This is a genomic window from Pseudoalteromonas sp. S3260, from assembly GCF_005886925.1.
GTDB lineage: Bacteria > Pseudomonadota > Gammaproteobacteria > Enterobacterales > Alteromonadaceae > Pseudoalteromonas > Pseudoalteromonas tetraodonis.
Genome location: NZ_PNCV01000049.1, coordinates 1 through 20,155, shown reverse-complemented (window position 1 = coordinate 20,155; position 20,155 = coordinate 1). Strand labels below are relative to the sequence as shown.

Below are 20,155 nucleotides of genomic sequence, written 5' to 3'. Positions count from 1 at the left end.
TAAAATGCGCTAGCCGTGTGTGTCGGGTGATATTCAACCTCATTACACATCGGTAGCGGGATTCGTGGCCAAAATGCACGAACAGATTGAACCGCTGTTTACGCAAGTACTGATGATATGCGACGAAGAAGGCTTGATAGGTCGCAACATGTTTGCCATTGATGGATGCAAATTGAAATCGAATGCGAGTAAAGAATGGAGCGGCACATTCGATGAGCTAGGGCGTAAAAAAGCAAAACTAGAACGCGCGAGTAAACGTATTATCGAACGTCACCAATCACAAGATAGCCTGAGCGAAGAGTTGATAACACAGGATTTAAAGCAAAAAGAAAAGCTGGATAAAAGTGCAGATAAAATCACGGAGTTCTTAGCGACCCACGAGGAAAAAACGGGCAGCAAAGGCAAGCCCATTAAAAGTAATATTACCGACCCCGATAGCGCGAAAATGACCACGTCAAAAGGCACAATCCAAGGCTACAATGGGATAGCGATAAATGACGATAAACATCAAATTATACTGCAAGCACAGGCATGGGGCTCGGTGGGTGAGCAACAAACCTTGCAGCCAGCAGTTAAGCAATTAAAGCAGCAGCTTGATAAATTGAATACCGACAAATCAACAGACGAACAAACGATTAAGTTCACCGCAGACAGTGGGTTTAATAGCGAAGCGAATCTTGAATACATGGCGAAAAGTGGCTTTGATACTTACATTGCGGATAACCAATTTAGAAAACGAAACCCGTTATTTAAAGACAGCGAAACATACGAAACAGAGCAAGAAAAACGCCGACTAAAACGCAGTAAAGGTAAGCCACGCTTATTTACTTCAGAGGACTTCCATTATGATGAAACGACACAAACCTGCCGCTGTCCCGCAGGCAATGACATGTGGCGAAGTGGTATCAATGTAAAAAGCCACAACCAAAAATACACGCGATTCTGCGGTTACTTAAAAGATTGCAAAGTATGCCCACTGCAACAGCAATGCATGCGACAGCCACCGACAAAAACAGGGCGGCAAGTACAGTTTAAAAATGATGAATCGCGTAAACAGCTCAGCTATATCGACAAAATGAAGGCCAAAATAGACAGCCCAATGGGACGACGACAGTACAGTAAAAGACTCGGCTGTATAGAGCCAGTGTTCGGGAATATTACTGTTAATAAAGGCATGAATAAGTTGACCTTACGTGGACAAACGAAAGTGAATGCGCAATGGCAGTTGTATTGCCTTGTTCATAATCTAGAAAAGCTGAGAAACACGATGCATTAATTAGCGTAAGCCCTTATCACCTCAAATAATCCACTCAAACACCTGTGATACCTTCCAAAACGCCCATTAAAGCAACAGCAAATCCTCTTTTATATTTTACGTAAAATCGAAGTAACCGATTGAATCAAAATAGGAACTCGGCTATGGTTAATGCATCAATAAAAATAAATTAAAAACGAGTTATTCTACAGGCTCGTTAGGGTGATTTGCTGATAAGTTTATAATTGTGGGCGCATTACTTAACGCTTTTTGCACAAGTGATTGTGCTTCTTGTGAGCATACGGGCAAAGTAAATAACGTCGCTAATACAACACTAAAATGAACTTTAAACATAATTAAAACCTAAATAAAAAGAATAAAACGACAGTGCCATTATTACTGCAATGTGGCTGAGTATTTTAATACCGCTGAATTAGTTAGGTGAATCAGTAAACCGTGACCCACTATCATTAAAATATAGTTAATGATTACTTAAAGGGTTAATAATTTAGTTAGTTTGATTATTGAACAGCAGTGCTTAGGTGGAGGTGTCATTAGTTTGTGATTAATTTATATAAGTTTGGTATGCATAGCCAAATGATTATGAACCATAACGCTATGCAAAGTGAGGTGTTTTTTGACTATTTTATTTACAGTTATAGTCCATAATTTTGTGTGACAAAGCGCTAAGTATGTCCACTACTTTAAAACTTGCTTGCTCCATAAGAGATACTTTTTCTACAGCAGTATTGATATCGCCTAATTGGAATGCTTCTAAAGCAGCAAAGCCATTCTTATGGACATCTTCATGTGGTTGCTCTAATGCTTTAAAGTCGTTAATGCTTGAATATTTTAATGCACCTTCACCTTGGTAATACCATTTACCTAAACGACACATGGTATGATCAGAAAAGTCTTCTGCAGTCTTATTTGATTGGCCTAAAATGACTTTATAAATATCGTATTTCCATACAATGTGATCCATTTTTACTGTTTGAATAAATGCATCGGCACTTGAATTAACAATAACGCTATACATATTTTGTGATAGTTCAACCACCTTTTTAGCGGTAGCATCAATTTCTGATGAGCTATTTGCAATGCCATCACTTTCTTCGCTAACGTTAGTAATGTTAGTTACAACGCTTTGCATTTGCTCATTGACCTTAGCTATTAAATTAGAGATCTCGTTAGATGCATCAGAAGAGCGCTGAGCGAGCGTCCTTACTTCATCTGCCACAACAGCAAAGCCTCGTCCTTGCTCTCCGGCTCTAGCGGCCTCGATAGCCGCATTGAGTGCAAGTAAATTTGTTTGATCAGAAATCCCTTTAATTATGTTTACAAAATCATTAATTCCGATTGTTACTGACTGCAATTCTTTAACGGATTTAGTGGCTGATTTTGTATCTCTTGAGATATTATGTGTTGACGATGAAGTCGTTGCTAACATATCTAAAATTGTATCAAGTAATTCTTGGGATGACTTAAATGACGTAATATCATTAATTAGTTTATGTGAAGTTGAGGCTAAGCTTTCTCTGATGTCACTAATTAAATCAGATGACTGTAATGATAATGTGTTTAATTCACGCTGTTTTACAAAGGCTGTATCATTTGCTATTTCATTGTCGTTTTGTTGTGATTGCTCGCTGTTTGCTGCTAACAATTGCGCTTCAAGCTTTTCATTGGTTTTTTTTAATTGAATTAACTCGTTATTTAACTCATTAATTTTGTTTTTATATTTTGAATTGAACAGCATGTAGACCCCAATTTAAACACAGAAAATAAACGTATATTTTTTATTAAATTTACCTGAACATTGATTACTTTATTCGATTTTTTACAGGGGCGGAATTGACGTCCACCCAGGTCGATTTTTATAAAAGTAAGTTACAACACTATAATAGATGCTTTATAACCTTTTGGTAAATAAACTTTTCTTTTAATGCTTATAATAAGCTTGTTTAAGGTGAACACTGCTTTAGAAGTTAGTACTTCCTAATTGATTTACTCAACTGGGCTTGAAACTCATCAGGGAATAAAATTGTGCCGTCGTCTTCTTCGGTAGGGAACACGGCCACCAGTAAGTCGTCTTCTTCAAGGCCAGGTGTCCAGCGGCTAAACCAATCGTTTGTTGGAATTGCTTTAGGTGTACAGCCTTGCCATTCGCCGGTTGCCCAGGCTTGTGCGAACTCTCGTGTTGGCCATACCGGCACGCAATCGTCGTCCTCGTTAGTGAGCATTACGCAGCCGTCGTCATCGTTTAAAATCCACACTTGCTTAAATTGCTGCACGGTTTCGTACATGTATGCGAGTCGTTTTTTTGCGCCAAGGCCTAAAATTACGTCGTCTTGCTTTGATAAATTATCGGTGGTCATTTTTGGCTCTCTCTCACTGTGGAGTATACAAAGAGCAGCGAGCTGCTGCGCTTTAAAATTTAGTTTAGCTGATGGCTGCTAGTAGCTCATTGGCTAGTTGGTTTAGTGCGTCGGGGTCTTGGTTTGTTAATGCGTAGGTGCGTAATCCATATATACCCATAACACAAAATCGTGCCAGCTCTATGGCACTTCGGCCATTGGTAATTTCTTTATTATCAATTGCTTTTTGTAACTGCTGCGCAAAAGCATGCTCATATGCAGTTAAATTAGTACGCAATACGTGGCAAATTTGTGGATCGTTACCCTCTACCTCGCTAATGCTTTTTGTGAGCAGGCACACTTTGGTTGCTTCACCGTCAACGCATTCTTGCACAATGATATTAAGGTATTGTTTCAGCGTATCTAAAATACAACTGCTGTGCTCAAACAGAGCAGTAAATTGAGTATTGCGATCGGTTTGGTATTGCTCAGTAGCGGCTAAAAAAATGCCTTTTTTACTTCCAAATGCTGCGTATAACGAGCCCGGATGTAAATGGGTTGCTTGAGTCAGTTTTTGCATACTGGTTTTTGCATAACCGTGAAGCATAAACATCGCCATTGCTTGGCGCAGTACAAACTCTGTATCAAATTCTGCAGTTCTCATAATGACTCTTCTCGTTGGCAGAGTAGGTAAAGCGAACTTTCAGCAATAATCCTACCTTAAGCAGCGTTTAGGTAAAGCAGTTTACGCAATCTTGAACAAAGTTTCAAAATTATACTTGAATATTCATTCAAGTGACCTTATCTTGAATGTACATTCAACAAAGGATAAACATTATGTCGACAGACTTACTTTCACCTTTTAAATTAAATAACAGCATTGAACTGCAAAACCGCGTACTAATGGCACCACTAACTCGTTGTATGGCAGATGACAATTTAGTGCCTACACAAGCGATGGTTGATTACTACGCTCGCCGTGCTGATGTAGGATTAATTATTAGTGAAGCAATTATTATTCGTGCCGATGCACAAGGTTACCCAAATACACCGGGTATCTTCACTAGTGAACAAGTTCAAGGTTGGAAAAAAGTCACTGACGCCGTGCATGCCAATGGCGGTAAAATGTTCGCGCAATTATGGCATGTTGGCCGTGTTGCTCACCCTCACTTTTTTGGTGGTGATGTTCTGGCGCCATCGGCGATAGGGGTTGAAGGTTCAGTACCACGTATGCGCGAGCTAACTTATATTACGCCAAAAGCTGCCACTAAAGACGATATTAAAGGCTTAGTGGCTGACTACGCTAAAGCGGCAGAAAACGCGATGGAAGCAGGTTTTGACGGCGTGGAAATTCATGGTGCTAATGGCTATTTAATTGACCAATTTTTACATTATGCTGCCAATGAGCGTGATGACGAGTACGGCCAAACACCAGAAAACATGTCGCGTTTTGCACTCGAAGTAACTGATGCCATTATTGATGTGGTAGGCAATGAGCGTACCGCTATGCGTTTAACACCCGGTGCTTATTTTAACATGAGCGAAGATAATCGCGATAAAGCGGTGTTCGACTATTTATTACCTGAGCTTGAAAACCGCAAACTAGCCTATTTACATGGCGGTATTTTTGACGACAGCATGCGTTTTGATTCACTAGAAGGTAAATCAACCTCTGAATTTTTACGAGCTGGTTATGCAAGTACCTTAGTGGGTGTAGGTAGTTATAGTTTTGAAACTGCCAAACAAGCGATCAACGATAATAAATTTGATTTAATTGCCATTGGTCGCCCACTTATTGCTAACCCAGATTACATTAGCAAAATTAAAAATGGTGAAGAAGTGACACCTTATAGTGATGAGATGCTTGCTGAATTGAAATAGCAGCTAATTTAGTAAAAACGATAGGGCACTCATGGGCAACTATGAGTGTCTTTTTTTATACATTTGTTTGCCATAATTAACTCATATTTGTTTAACCTGTTTGTCAATAAAATTGCCCCTCGTTGTCATATTTAAAAAATAGACTGTGCCCGCTTTCATAATTACCTTTTATAATTAGAATCAAACGGGACAACAATGTACGCTTTAAAAAATAAATCGATTTTGAGCATGGCTGTGGCCATGGCGGTATCAACTTCAGCTTATGCTAACGATAACGTGATAGAAGAAGTAACCGTTACTGCAAAACCAACCAGTTATGCAAACAACGTTATTGAACCTGCCATGCTTGAGCAACAAAGCTCGGTATCGAGTGTGTTATCAGTAATAGATAACTTACCTGGCATTAGCATAAACGAAGGCGACGCATTTGGCGGCGACGATTGGTCAACCACTATTACCATGCGTGGTTTTAGTATTGACTCAAACCAGCAGCAATTAGGTATGACGGTAGACGGCATTCCTAATGGTGGCTCTAATTATGGTGGCGGGGCTAAAGCGAATCGTTATCTCGATAGCGAAAACTTGGTGACAGTGGAAGTTGGCCAAGGTACCTCAGACATTAAATCGGCCTCATTAGAGGCATTAGGCGGTACTTTTAATTTTGTAAGTAAAGCACCGAGTTTAGATAAAAGCACCACCTTTGCTTATACCTCCGGCAGCCATGACGCAAGTCGCTATTACGTTAAACACGAAACTGGCACCATTTTTGATAATACTCAAGCGTATGTGAGTTATTCGCAAACCGATACTAGCCGCTGGATTGGCTCGGGCAGCAATGGCGGAAAAGATAACCAACATGCTGAAGCGAAATTTGTCACCACCCTTGATGAGCTAACTATTACAGGGCGTTTATCTTACGATGATGTAAGCGAGACGAATTATAATAGCGTGAGCTTGGCACAATTTGAACAAACTCCAGATTGGGATCAGCTAACATGGAACTGGACAGGCGTTCCGCACTTTGACCAAATGTTTGCAGAAGGTTGGGGAACGCTACGTGAAAATACTCTAGGATATTTAAAGTTTGAATACGCGATTTCACCTACCTCATTGTTAACCATTAGCCCTTATTACCATAAAAATTCTGGTCGTGGTGATTGGATCCCACCTTATTTAACATCCCCTGTAGATGAAAATGGCAACCCAACCACCGAGGGGGGCACCAACGCAGGCTCTTATGGCTTTACAGATAGTAATGGCAACCCACTTGCTCCCAACGCAGGTTGTACCGCAAGTTTAAATTGGCCGTGGGAGTCGGGTCCTGAGCTTAACCCTGCATGTTACGACGCTGATGCCACGCCTGTTATGTCTTATCGTCATACACATTATAAAAAAGATCGTTTAGGGGTAACTGCTAATTATCAAGCAAGCATTGGCATGCACGATATAGAAGCGGGTTTTTGGTATGAGCAAAGCGACCGTGATGAGTCGCGTGATTGGCATAAAGTAATCGATGCCCGTATTTATCATCATTTTGATAACACCCCTTATTGGACGCAATATAAAAACACCTTTGAGACCGATACGCTCAAATGGTACGCCCAAGACTCAATGGCATTTGGCGACTTAACCCTTAATCTAGGGGTGAAAAAGTACTTAGTAGACATAGAAAAGTATGACCACTATAAAAACGCCACAACAGCTAAAGTAAACAGTGATTCAGACCTTCTATTTAGTGGCGGCATTTTGTATCAGCTAAATAGTAATACTGAGTTATTTACCAGCTATAGCGAAAACTTTGCCGCTATTAAAGACGGTGTGCTTGAACGCGATAGCTCTGACTTATCAGCAATTAAGCCAGAAACCGCTGAAAATATTGACCTGGGTGTACGCTATCAAAATAATGCACTTAAACTAACGGCAACGGCCTATTCAATTGAATTTGATAACCGTATCACCTTTATAGCACCTGGCAGCGATACCGGCGGTATAGACTACACCATAGGCACTAACGGCTCGTACCTCAATGTGGGCGGTATTGAGTCCAAAGGTTTAGAGCTGTCAGCAAGTTACATGCTTAATAATGAGTGGAATGTATATAGCTCATACACCAATAATAGCTCTGAATACAAAGGCGATGCGCCAGGCTTTGAAGCAGGAGGCAAAGTAATTGACTCAGTGGATGATTTATTTGTGCTTTCAACCGATTATTACAGCGGTGATTTCCGCTTTGGTTTATCGGCTAAATACACCGGTGAGCGTGGCGATGTAGATAGCTACACCGTGCTTGATTTAAACGCAGGTTATTCAGCCGAAGTTAACGCAGGCCCGTTTAAAGCCGTTGATATTGCCTTTGTGGTTTATAACATTACCGATAAAAGTTACTTGGCAGGTGGTACGGGCAATGGGAGTACTTACTTTATCGGCTCGCCACGCACAGCAGCGGTTACATTAACGGCTACTTTTTAAACCTAAAGTAATCTTATATAAGCCCATCATCGATGGGCTTTTTACACTATAAAGTTGATGAGAACACCATGAAAAGCATGATAAAAATTATCGGGTTAAGTTTAATTTTATTGTTTAATAATGTGGCATTGGCTGCTCAACAAAATGTAGTGTTAGTCACCCTTGACGGCGTGCGCTGGCAGGAAGTATTTAATGGTGCCGATAACAAGCTGATTAATAATAAAGAGTTTGTTAAGCAACCAGCGCAATTAAAGAGCCAATTTTGGCATGAAAGTCCGCAACAGCGCCAGCAATTATTAATGCCATTTTTAACTCAAACCATTGCAAAGCAAGGCGTTATTATTGGCGATAGGGCTAAAGGCTCAACTATGTCGGTGAGTAATCCGTGGTATTTTTCATACCCTGGTTATAACGAAATTCTTACCGGCGAAGTGGATGAAAACATTAACAGTAACGATAAAGTATTTAATCCAAATAAAACTATTTTAGAGCGTTTAAACGCCCAGCCTGAATTTAAAAACAGCACCGCGTTATTTGGTAGTTGGGATGTGTTTCCTTTCATTGTAAATACTAAGCGTAGTCATGTGTATGTAAATGCGGGGTTTATGCCCGTTGCTGATGATTTATTTGCCGAGGCAGCGCTACTTAATGCGCTACAAACAGAAATACCCAGCCCTTGGCACAATGTGCGGCTTGATAGTTTTACCTATCGATTTGCTAAGGCGTATATGCTGGCGAAAAAACCAAGACTACTGGTGATTAGTTTGGGAGAGACTGACGATTTTGCTCACGGTGGCCATTACGATGCTTACTTAAAGTCGGCCAAGCAAAGCGATGCATTTATAAAAGATTTATGGCAAACCATTCAAAGCACAGCAGGTTATAAAAATAACACTACGTTAATTGTTACTACCGATCACGGCCGTGGCAGCTACGCAAACGATTGGCAACATCACAGCTCTAAACGGGCACTAGCGAAGTCGGAGCAGGGTAAAAAGGCATTTCCTGAGGGAATTATTGGCTCAGATCATATTTGGCTTGCTGCCATTGGTCCTACAATTAAAGGTAATGGCTTAATAAAAACCGATAATGAGCTTAAACAAGCGCAAATTGCCGCCACCGTTTTAAAAGCACTTGGGCAAAACCCAAACACGATTAACCCTAATATGGCACCGGCTATTAATGAGATTTTAAAATGAAACAGTTACTAAAAACTTTTAATCATTCAGCGCTGTTACTTGCTTTTGTTATTAGTGGTGGCGCAATGGCTGCGCCGTCTAAAATATTGTTTGGCTCGTGTGGGCATCAAGATAAAGACATCCCCATCTTTAATGCGATTAACAAAGAGCAGGGTGATTTATTTATATTTTTAGGCGATAACATTTATGGCGATACTAACGACATGGCCGTGCTTAAAAATAAATACCAACGATTAGGGGCAAAGCCTGGCTTTAAAACCTTAAAAGCAAATACACCATTAATAGCCATGTGGGACGATCACGACTATGGTCAAAACGATGCGGGTAAAGAGTATCCGCATAAAGAAACATCACGGCAAATTATGCTCGATTTTTGGGATGAACCGGCAAACTCAGCGCGCCGCACTCGTGCTGATGGTATTTATACCTCGTACATGTATGGCGAAGGCGAGCAAACCGTGCAAGTGATCATGCCTGACTTACGTTTTAATCGCGATAAGCTTAATTCAGTGAGCGAACTTGAGTATTACACCAAGCGTAAAGCAAATAACCAAGGACCGTACAGTCCAACCGAAGTAAAAGGCGCGTCTATGCTTGGGGAGGCGCAGTGGCAATGGCTTGAAGCCGAACTTAAAAAACCAGCAGCGATTAAACTAATTGCATCAAGCTTGCAGTTACTGCCTGATTTTACTGGCTGGGAATCGTGGGCAAATTTTCCAGAGGATAGAAACCGTTTATTTGCGTTAATTAAAAAACACCAAATAAATGGCGTGGTGATCATCAGCGGCGATACCCATTGGGGGGAAATTTCAAGGTATCAACACAATCTTGATTACCCACTCTTTGAAATGACCAGCTCAGGCCTGACTGAAAAATGGAAAGACGTTAGCCCAAATAAACATCGTGTCGGTGATTACACGCATAATGTTAACTATGGCGATTTAACCATTGATTGGCAGCAAGCAGATCCTAAATTGTCACTTAAGCTCAAAGGCATTGATGGTAACGTAATAATGCAAAGTGACTTTAGCTTATCTAGCATAAGCCCATACCAATAGTTGGTTTAATATAAAAACGCACAGTGACTAAAGTGAGTCCTGTGCGTTTAAAAAATCAGCTAGCTACTGGCTAACATGCTGATTTATTAACGCCAATTCCTCCTTAGCGCTACCGCTTAAATTGAAAATACCTTACACTGGCTTTATCTCAAGTAAGGCTGGTATCGTATGCTCAATATTATTCAATCAAACCGTATGGAAGCCCTGCAAGCGCAGTTTCATCAACTGTTAAAGGTAAACCCGTTGCAAAGCCCATTTGATAAAGAAGTGGTGTTAGTGCAATCGCCGGGTATGTCGCAGTGGCTAAAGATTGGTTTAAGTGAAAATTTAGGCGTGGCTGCGCAGGTAGACTTTCCGCTGCCGTCGAGCTTTATTTGGCAGTTGTACCAGCAACTATTGCCAAACGTGCCTAAAGAGTCGGCGTTTAATAAACCGAACCTTGCTTGGAAACTGTTTGCAATTTTACCTACTTGTATTGACGAGCCACTGTATTTACCCCTAAAAACCTATTTAGAGGGGGATATTGACGGCCAAAAAACCTTTGCCCTATGTGAAAAAATAGCCGATGTGTACGACCAATATTTAATGTATCGCCCCCATTGGATAGCCACTTGGGATAGCGGTGTTGATACGCTTGACGATGTAGATATCAGCATTGCTCCTTGGCAACCCGATTTGTGGCGCCGCCTTGTCAAATTAAGTAAAACACTTGGGCAAAGCCAATTTCACCGCGCCAACATGCAAGGACAATTACTCAGCGCCCTTGAGAGTATGGATAGCAGCTTATTGCCAAAGCGTATTAGCCTATTTGGTATATCTGCGATTGCCAGCTCACAGCTTGACGTGTTTGAAGCCTTGAGTAAAAAAACTGAGGTGTTTTTATTCTTTTTTAACCCCAGCGAGCATTATTGGGGCGATATAATCGATGAAAAAACAGCGGCTAAAATAAACGCTAAATACGCCAAAATGCCGCTGGTGGAAGCGCAGCAAAAAAAGCAAACGAATCCTGATGAAGAATACTATTTTATTGGTAATCCGTTGTTGTCGTCGTGGGGTAAACTCGGCCGCGATTATTTTGAGCAACTGGTGCAGCTTGATGCCCGTTGGATTGATGGTTTTATTGATGCGTTTGACGATACCTTACTTGGGCAAGTGCAAAGTGAAATATACCAACTTGCCTTTAAAGGTGAATCGCTTACCGATAACAAAGAATGGTTTATAAACGATGAGGGTAAACTGCCTATAAGTGCACACGATACCAGCATTACGTTAAGTGACTGCCACACGCCATTAAGGGAAGTCGAGCGCCTGCACGACTACTTACTCAATTTGTTTAATCAAAACCCAACGCTTACCCCCAAAGACATCATTGTGATGATGCCTGATGTAGGTACTTATAGCCCTTACATTGAGGCCGTTTTTGGTGGTGCGCAGGGCAGCCGATTTATACCATACGCCCTTGCCGATTTAGCCATAGAGCAAGAAAAACCAGTACTGAGCTCGTTTGCCAGTTTAGCTAATTTACCGTTTTCGCGCTTTGGCGTGTCGGATATTCTTGATTTATTACAGGTTACGCAAATTGCCGAAAAATTTGGCCTAGAGGCACATGAATACGAGCAAATACATTATTGGCTTGAGCGAGTAGGGGTAAAGTGGGGTATAAACGCTGAGCATAAACAAAGCTTTGATTTACCAGCCATTGATTTAAATACCTGGCAACATGGCTTGAACCGCTTATTACTGGGGATTGCCATGCGCGACGAACAGTGCCCATTTAATGGTATTTACAGCGCCGATGAGGTTGAGGGCATGGCGCTTGATACACTCAATAAGCTGGTGCATTTTATTGATGTGCTTCAAGACTTTAAAGCGAAACTCACCCCAGATGATACGCTTACCAATAAAGCCCATATATTAAGTGAGCTACTCAATGCCGTGTATGAGAGCGAAAACGATGATAGCTGGGATTTATTAGTGCTGCAAAAAGTGCTCGAAGACATTGCGAAGCACCACGACAACGGCGACTATAGTAAAGCCGTTTCGCAGCGCATAGTGAGCTATCTAATCAAGCAAGGTATACAAGAAAAAGGTGTAGGCCAGCGCTTTTTAGTAGGACAAGTGAACTTTTGTACTCTCATGCCCATGCGTGCCGTCCCTTTTAAAGTGGTGTGTATGCTAGGCTTAAACGATGCCGATTACCCGCGCACGGTGCAGCCAATCGGATTTGATTTAGTGCCGTATTCTAAAAAGCAAAAAGGTGACCGTTCACGTAAACTCGATGACCGTTACCTCTTTTTAGAAGCGCTCTTAAGTGCTCGAGATAATTTATATATGAGCTACATTGGCCGCTCGTGTTTTGACAACCAGCCGCGCATGCCATCAACACTTGTCAGTGAATTGTTAGAATACATAGGTCGCAGCTTCAAACTTAGCGAACCCAGTGATAAACCCTTGCCTGAATGCCTTATTACGCAGCAGCATTTGCAGCCTTTTAATAGCCTGTATTACTCAGCTCCTAGCGATGAACAGGCGGGAGTAAATAATCACAGCTATAACCCAATTTGGCTGCCTAGCGAGGCCATTGAGCCAAAAGCAATCACTGCGCTTGATGTAACCCCCCCAGAGCTACTTGATCTTGATATGTTTATTCGCAGTGTGTGCCATGCCCAAGAGAGCTTTTATCAACAAAGTTTAGGGTTACGCTTGCCGCAATTTAACGATATAGCGAAAGACGAAGAACCGTTTAGCCTAGATGCGCTGCGCCGTTATTTTTACCTTGACGAAATACTTGATGCAAACATTAACAATACTCCGCTCAGTACCGAGCAAATCCTGCAGCGCGGTGAGTTGCCGCAAGCCCATGTTGGCAGCTTAATTTATGAGAGCATGCAACATCGCGTTGATGCGCTTGCAGGGCAAGTAAAACAACAAATAAAAGCGGGTAAAAGCGAACCGATAGAAGTGTTACTGTCGCTTGAAAATACCACTATTGAAGGCTGGCTAAACCATGTGTATATGCAAAAACAAGTGTTTTATCGCAGTGCCAGTATTAAAGCTAAAGATTTAATTAAAGGCTTTATTTATCATCTTGCTGCACAAAGCATGCAACAAGAGGTTGAAACTTTATTACTGGGTTTAGATAAACAAATTAGCTTTGCCCCTATGAGTAAAGCCAATGCCGACTTGCTGCTTGCAGATTGGTTTGAACTATATAAAGCATTGCGAAACGCGCCGGTGGCGTTTTTTCCGGTGAGTGGTTACGAATATGTGAAAAGCGGTGGCGATATGGCAAAAGCTAACAGTAAATTTAGCCCACAGTATATTGGCCGAGGTGAAGGGGAAAACCCTTATATTCGTCTCACGGTGCAATCGCTCAATGATTGCCAAGAGGAGTTTATACAATGGAGCGAAAAATTACTCGCCCCGTTATTTGAGCACGCCAAGGAGAGTGACTATGCAAGCGCTTAACCCACTCACTATGCCATTAAAGGGCCAAAGCTTAATTGAAGCCAGTGCTGGCACAGGTAAAACCTACACGATCACGGGTTTGTATTTACGCTATTTATTAGGCATGCAAATACCCGGTGAGCTGAGTACGCCATTGAGTGTTGAGCAAATTTTGGTGGTAACCTTTACCGATGCCGCTACCCAAGAGATTAAAGACCGCGTACGTAGCCGTATTATTGCCGCGCGCGATGCCTTATTGGGGCAACAGCCAAACGATGAACTCATTGAAGGTGTGATAGCGGGCGTTGATGATAAACATCGTGCGTTTGACTTACTCGATGCAGCAGCTAAATCAATGGATGAGGCGGCTATTTTTACCATTCATGGTTTTTGTCAGCGGATGCTAAAACAACATGCGTTTGAGTCGGGGGTCGCATTTAACTTAGAGTTTATTTTAGATGAGCGCGAGATACTGCTTGAGACCATAAAAGATTTTTGGCGCGCGTTTGTCTACCCGCTTAATAAGCAAAAAACAAATGCAATTTTAGAGGTGTTTGCCGCACCTGAATCATTATTTAGCCAAGTAAGCAGTATTTTAAATAAAGCGAACGCAGAGATAACACCGCAAGTTAGTTTAGATGCGGTATGGCAAGCGCGAGATGAATACTTGGCGCGTGTTCCAGCCTTTAAAAAAGCGTGCCTAGAGCAAGAGTTTATTGGTGCTGTTAAAGCATCCGATTTAAGTGGCTCAAAAACACCTGGGCGAAAGGGCAGTCTTGCTGCACTTGAAGCATTTTGCTTAGGCAATGATGACTTTTTTGAATTTGGTACCAGTAAGTATTCGTTTGAGGTGTGGAGTAGCGAGAACTTAAGTAATGCAGCTAATTATAAAAAAAATGGCACATTACTGACTCATCCACTTATTAGCCAATTCGATGCCTTAGCCGCACTTAACAACACCATCAACCAAGGGCTAAAAATTGCGATAGTGCAATATGCGGCGAGCTGGGTAAAAGCGGCCATAGTTAAACGCAAACAAGAACAAAGCGTGATCACCCCTGACGATTTACTGACTAATTTACACAGTGCCTTAAAGAGTGAACAAGGTGATGTGCTCGCACAAAAAATAGCGCAGTTATTTCCGGTGGCAATGATAGATGAGTTTCAGGATACTGACCCGATTCAGTACGGTATTTTTAGTAAAATTTATGCTCAAAGCAATACCACTTTAGCTATGATAGGCGATCCCAAACAAGCTATTTATGGCTTTAGGGGCGCAGATATATTTACCTACATTGGTGCCAAAGAGGCCGTAGAGCAGTCGCAACAATTTACCCTAGGCACTAATTTTCGCTCCAGCAGCGATATCGTCAACAGCGTAAATAGCTTGTTTAGTAAATACGACAACAGCTTTATTTATAACGACGCCATTCCATTTAATAAAGTGAAAGCCAAGGGTAAAAAAGCTGATGAGTCGTTTTTAATTGACGATAAACCTGCCACCGCGTTTGAATTTAATGTGTTTGTAGATGAAGCCGGCGATGAAAAAAATAAGCCGACCAGTAAAGGCGTAGGGCAAGCACATTTAGCCACCCATTTTGCTAATAAAATAGTTACTTTACTTGAGCAAGCAAACCAAGGTGTTGCCTGTATTGGAGCTAACCCTGTCAGTGCTGCTGATATTTGTATTTTGGTGCGCGACCGCGTTGAAGCACAAATAATGAAGCAAGCGCTGAGTAAAGCTAATATTGCCAGTGTGTATTTGTCTCGCGACAGTGTATTTAGCCAAGAGTTAAGTCATCACTTGCTCAATTTTTTAACGGCTTTGCACGGCCAGTACGACGAGTCGCTACTACGAGGTGTACTCGCAGGGCCATTATTCTGTTTAAGTTATAACGATATTTTTGCTTTGGCCGATGATGAAAATGCATGGCAAGAACACTTAAACTTTTTTGCCCAACTTAGCCATATTTGGCACAAGCAAGGGGCTATGGCCATGCTTGAGCGCTTACTGAGTCATAATCAACTCAGTGCCAAATGGCAAGGCTTGGGCTATAACGTAGAACGTTGGCTTACCGACTTTAGACACCTTGGCGAAATACTGCAGCAAAAACAAATAGAGCTTGAAGGGACACTTCGTTTATTACGTTGGTTTGCGCAAAAGGTGAGCCAGCAAGATGGCGAAACTGTGCAAGTACGTTTAGAGAGCGACGCAAACTTGGTTAAAATTGTCACTATGCATGCCTCAAAGGGGCTTGAATATCCATTGGTATTTATGCCCTTTGCCAGTGGCTATCGTGAAACTAAAGACGCGCTTTATCACCATAACGGCAAGTTAATTTTTAATTTATGTAAAGACGAAGACGCCTTGCAACAAGCAGAGCAAGAGCGCCTAGCCGAAGATTTACGCCTATTGTATGTCGCACTGACCCGTGCAGTGCATTTTTGTGCCTTGGGTGTATATAACATAGGGCAAGGGCAAAGTAGCCGCTTAGCGATTCAAAGTAGTGCGCTTGGGCATGTGTTGTTCTCAGGGTTAGCGTTAACCAGCAGTCAAACATGGCGCACTCATTTAAGTGAGTTTTGTGATGCCAATGATTCGATGGAATATCTGCAATTTACCTCGGGTGAATTACTCGAGCAGGGCATACTTCGCTTTAATAATGAACACGTTGAAAAGCAGGCGCTGAGTATTAATACTGTAACCACGCAGATTGAACGCGATTGGCGAGCAACCAGTTTTAGTGCCTTGAGCTTTAAAAAGCATACTGACCAACTGGCACCTGGGCGCAGCGATGAAGATCATCAAAGAGATGAGTTTGCGGTGCAACAAGATGAACTTCTCTCACCCTATAGTTTTCCAAAAGGTGCAAAACCAGGAAGTTGCTTACACGAAATATTCGAGCAACTTGATTTTACCAGCCCGCTTGTTCACCCCTCAAATCCAGAGCAAAACTTATCGGCAGTAATTAAACGTGCCTTTGAAAAATACCATATTGATGAGCAATGGCAGCAAATTACCGAGCAATGGATACTCGATGCGCTTAATTGCCCGTTAAATAGTGAAAACAATTTAAGCTTGAGTCAATTATCACCGAGTGATTGTCTTGTTGAAATGGAGTTTAACTTACCGCTTGCTAGCCTAAGTGCGCCTAAACTCAACGAAATGCTGATTAAACACTTTGGTTTTAGCCAAAGCAAACTTGAATTTGCCCATGTAAAAGGCTTATTAAAAGGCTTTATAGATTTAATTTTTTGCTACCAAGGCAAGTATTATATTTTAGATTATAAATCGAATTATTTGGGCAGTATCCCCGCAGATTATGAGCCAGAGCAGCTTGAGCAAGCCATGACCAGCCACCAATATCATTTACAGTATTTAATTTATACCGTAGCGCTGCATCGATTACTTAAACAACGTATTCCTGACTATGCCATAGAGACGCATTTAGGCGGCGTGTATTATACTTTTTTACGCGGTATGCCAGCGGGTGAAGGAGTGTACTTTAAACAGTTAAGTGCAGAGCAAGTTATTATTTTAGATGGTTTGTTTAGCCAAGGAGCGATGCTATGAGTGGTTTAAACCAACAACCTGGTTTGTTTGATGACGTTGACGACGCGCCTGTTGATGAGTCGGCGTTACTCAATGAACAACCAGCGGACTCTGTAACTCAAACACCGAAAGTTGTGCCGCTGCTTAGCTATTTAACTGAGCAGCATCGCGTACGTGTTGTGGATGTAAAGCTGGCCGAATTACTCAGTGGTAACAATACTGAGCATGATTATGACGAATTATTTTATATTATTTTAATGCTGTGTTTATCGCAGCAAAGCCAGCATAGTTGTTTAACTCTAACAGAGGTTGATTGGACTAATCCGTTTAATTTACGCCAAAGCGACTTTACTAAATTAGAAGGCACCGTACCTGACACTCTCACCCCATTTAGTGACGATTTTACGACTGAGGCAGCAATAAGTTACTTACACGCGCATCACAGTGTGGGGGATCACAAGCCGCTGCAATTGTTTAATCAGCGGTTGTATTTTTCGCGTTTAGCAGGGTATGAGCAGACTTTAGCGCAGCGATTACTGGCAATGAGTGAGCGACAACTCAATATTGATGATGCAGTCCTTACTGAGTTATTAACACGCTACTTTCCTGATAATCCAACGCTTGATATTGATTGGCAAAAGGTCGCTTGTGCTATTGCTGCAACAAAGGGCTTTAGTGTGATCACAGGCGGGCCTGGCACAGGTAAAACCACCACGGTGACAAAGCTGTTAGCCATTTTACAGTCGTTATATCAGGCTGCACCATTGAGCATAAAATTGGTGGCACCGACCGGTAAAGCAGCGGCACGACTAACCGAGTCAATTTTAGGGGCTAAAAATAAGCTCACAGAAATACCGGCTGATATTAATGCGTTGATCCCGCAAAGTGCGCAAACCATTCATCGTTTGTTGGGAGTTAAGCCATTTACTAATAAATTCAGGCACGATAAAAGCAATCCGTTGCATGTTGATGTATTGATTATTGATGAGGCCAGTATGGTCGATTTATCGCTCATGGCTAAATTAATTGAGGCCTTGCCAGCGCATGCCCGATTGATTTTACTCGGCGATAAAGACCAACTCGCCTCGGTTGATACCGGCAGTGTAATGAGTGATTTATGCCAAGGTTTAGTGCTTGGGCAAACACCGCAATATTCAAAAGCACGCTGTGAGCAATTAAATAAGGTGTGTTTTAATGGCGCAGCTAAACTTGGCGCGCAAACTCAGAGTGAGTTTAAACTAGCTGATTGCATTGCCTTTTTACAACATAGTTATCGCTTTGATGCCAAAAGTGGCATAGGCCAATTGGCTTTGGCTGTTAATACCAATGATCGGGGTATTTTAAATTATGTTGAACAACACAGTACGCAAGGGCATTTTAGCGATGTTATTTTAGACTACGATTTTGTCTCTACACCGATTGAAAAGCTTATAAACAGCGCGGCAAGTCACTACGGTGATTATTTAACACTGATTGCCCAAGGAGCTAGTGTTGCCAAAGTGCATGAGGCTTTTGCCCGCTATCAATTACTTGCCGCGGTGCGTGAAGGCGATTACGGCGTTAATAGTTTAAATCAACGTATTGAGCGGGTATTGCAACAGCAAGGGTTAATTAGCGTTAACCCTAATCAGCGGCATTACACGGGTATGCCTATTATGATTAGCCAAAACGATTATCAACTTAAACTTTTTAACGGCGATATAGGTATTTTAATGCCTGATGACAGTGGCCAACTCAAAGCACTGTTTATTGATGAGCAGGGTAATGAACGTGCATTTTCACCTGCACGACTCCCAGCGCACGATAAAGTGTATGTTATGACCATTCATAAATCGCAAGGCTCAGAGTTTAGTTACACTGCTATGGTATTGCCACCACTTAAACAAGCGAGCGTCGGTATTAACCGGCAATTAGTGTATACCGGTATTACCCGTGCAAAGCAGACCTTTGAGCTGGTAGCAGATAAAAAAGTGCTGCAACTGGCGATGGGTAAAAGTGTGTCACGGGCATCAGGACTCTATGAGCGATTAGTGTAACGCAATGCTTATACTAATCGTTTATTTTTGGTGTTCTTTTTCTAAATAGATTGGGCTGCCAGCCAAAATGGAGCGCGCCCAATCTTAAAAAAACACTGACCAACAGCGAACCAAGAATGCACCATAAATAAAGGGCTTCTAATAAAAATAGCGCGGCATAGGTCAAGCCTCCTGCAAAACAGGCGGTGGAGTAGAGCTCTTCTCGCATCACCAACGGCACTTCTCGACAGATCACGTCGCGTATTAAGCCACCAAATATCCCCGTCGTCATGCCCATTGTAAGTGCAACCATCATGGTGGTGCCTTCAATTAATGCTTTTTCGATACCGACCACATTAAAGATAGCCATACCAATCGCATCAACCAGCAACATGTAATAGTTAGACACATCAGGTAAGTGGCGAATAAACATAACAGTGACAAAAATAGCGCCATAGGTGACATATAAAAAATCTGGGTTGGCTATCCAAAAAACGGGTTGGTTAAGAAGAATATCTCTGAGCGTGCCACCGCCAAGCGCGGTGACTGAGCCAACGACGACAACACCAAATCCACCAATATCTTTGTCGTGGCCTAATAATGCACCTGAAATTGCAAAAAAAGCCACACCAATTAGGCTTAAAAAATTAAAATATTCTGCTGTCATTAAGGTGTCCTTACCTGATTGAGAATTTATATAATTAAAGGTAAGCGAAAGGGGATTTATATTAGCTGAATAACACTAGGGTCTGTTTACCTTTCAAGGTTGAATTTGCAGCAGTCTGCTTGGTATTAAAGCAAGGCAGAGCCTGTGTGGTGTGGTTATTCCCCATAAATAGGCGATAACGCAGCATCAATGCCAAACAGGCGCTGCCCGAAGGGTTCTGCCTAGGGGCGATTTACTCTTTGTTGCCTACATGG

The 20,155-nt window shown here is 41.9% G+C and carries 12 protein-coding genes and 1 pseudogene; 8 read left to right on the top strand and 5 right to left on the bottom strand.

Features of this window, described 5'->3' with window-relative positions:
- Positions 1-19: 19 nt before the first annotated feature.
- Positions 20-1,276, top strand: a pseudogene (locus CWC14_RS09725) (transposase); the annotation flags it as partial.
- 180 nt (positions 1,277-1,456) lie between these two features.
- On the opposite strand, the gene CWC14_RS09720 reads toward CWC14_RS09725, so the two are convergent.
- The 4 genes from CWC14_RS09720 to CWC14_RS09705 form a co-directional block, all read right to left on the bottom strand.
- A complete protein-coding gene (locus CWC14_RS09720) occupies positions 1,457-1,609 on the bottom strand; it encodes a hypothetical protein (protein ID WP_249928733.1) in 153 nt (50 codons plus the stop codon).
- A gap of 292 nt (positions 1,610-1,901) precedes the next feature.
- Positions 1,902-3,014, bottom strand: coding sequence for a methyl-accepting chemotaxis protein (locus CWC14_RS09715; RefSeq protein WP_013464646.1), 1,113 nt, complete (start codon positions 3,012-3,014; stop codon positions 1,902-1,904).
- 229 nt (positions 3,015-3,243) lie between these two features.
- The gene (locus CWC14_RS09710) at positions 3,244-3,633 is read right to left on the bottom strand and encodes a DUF2750 domain-containing protein (RefSeq protein WP_013464647.1); all 390 of its coding nucleotides are present in this window, start codon (positions 3,631-3,633) and stop codon (positions 3,244-3,246) included.
- Positions 3,634-3,697: 64 nt separating this feature from the next.
- Complete coding sequence (locus CWC14_RS09705) at positions 3,698-4,276, bottom strand: TetR/AcrR family transcriptional regulator (protein WP_013464648.1); 579 nt, start codon at positions 4,274-4,276, stop codon at positions 3,698-3,700.
- A gap of 173 nt (positions 4,277-4,449) precedes the next feature.
- Between CWC14_RS09705 and CWC14_RS09700 the strand changes: the two genes are divergently transcribed.
- The 7 genes from CWC14_RS09700 to recD all read left to right on the top strand — a co-directional run bounded on the left by CWC14_RS09700 (position 4,450) and on the right by recD (position 19,255).
- Positions 4,450-5,493 (top strand): alkene reductase, encoded by a 1,044-nt coding sequence (locus CWC14_RS09700; RefSeq protein WP_138562635.1) that lies wholly within the window; start codon positions 4,450-4,452, stop codon positions 5,491-5,493.
- A 195-nt stretch (positions 5,494-5,688) separates the two neighbouring features.
- On the top strand, positions 5,689-7,962 hold the full coding sequence (locus CWC14_RS09695) for a TonB-dependent receptor domain-containing protein (RefSeq protein ID WP_138562633.1): 2,274 nt from the start codon (positions 5,689-5,691) through the stop codon (positions 7,960-7,962).
- Between the two features lie 68 nt (positions 7,963-8,030).
- Positions 8,031-9,161, top strand: a complete 1,131-nt coding sequence (locus tag CWC14_RS09690; RefSeq protein WP_171036840.1) for an alkaline phosphatase family protein — start codon at positions 8,031-8,033, stop codon at positions 9,159-9,161.
- On the top strand, positions 9,158-10,219 hold the full coding sequence (locus tag CWC14_RS09685) for an alkaline phosphatase D family protein (RefSeq protein ID WP_138562629.1): 1,062 nt from the start codon (positions 9,158-9,160) through the stop codon (positions 10,217-10,219). Before CWC14_RS09690 ends, CWC14_RS09685 begins: the two co-directional genes overlap by 4 nt.
- 168 nt (positions 10,220-10,387) lie before the next feature.
- On the top strand, positions 10,388-13,687 hold the full coding sequence (gene recC / locus CWC14_RS09680; RefSeq protein ID WP_138562627.1) for an exodeoxyribonuclease V subunit gamma: 3,300 nt from the start codon (positions 10,388-10,390) through the stop codon (positions 13,685-13,687).
- On the top strand, positions 13,674-17,240 hold the full coding sequence (gene recB / locus CWC14_RS09675) for an exodeoxyribonuclease V subunit beta (RefSeq protein ID WP_138562625.1): 3,567 nt from the start codon (positions 13,674-13,676) through the stop codon (positions 17,238-17,240). Before recC ends, recB begins: the two co-directional genes overlap by 14 nt.
- The gene (gene recD / locus CWC14_RS09670; RefSeq protein WP_138562623.1) at positions 17,237-19,255 is read left to right on the top strand and encodes an exodeoxyribonuclease V subunit alpha; all 2,019 of its coding nucleotides are present in this window, start codon (positions 17,237-17,239) and stop codon (positions 19,253-19,255) included. Before recB ends, recD begins: the two co-directional genes overlap by 4 nt.
- A gap of 13 nt (positions 19,256-19,268) precedes the next feature.
- Here recD and CWC14_RS09665 read toward each other — a convergent pair whose 3' ends face one another.
- Positions 19,269-19,901: a trimeric intracellular cation channel family protein gene (locus CWC14_RS09665; protein WP_069439299.1), complete on the bottom strand. Its 633-nt coding sequence runs from the start codon at positions 19,899-19,901 to the stop codon at positions 19,269-19,271.
- Positions 19,902-20,155: the final 254 nt, after the last annotated feature.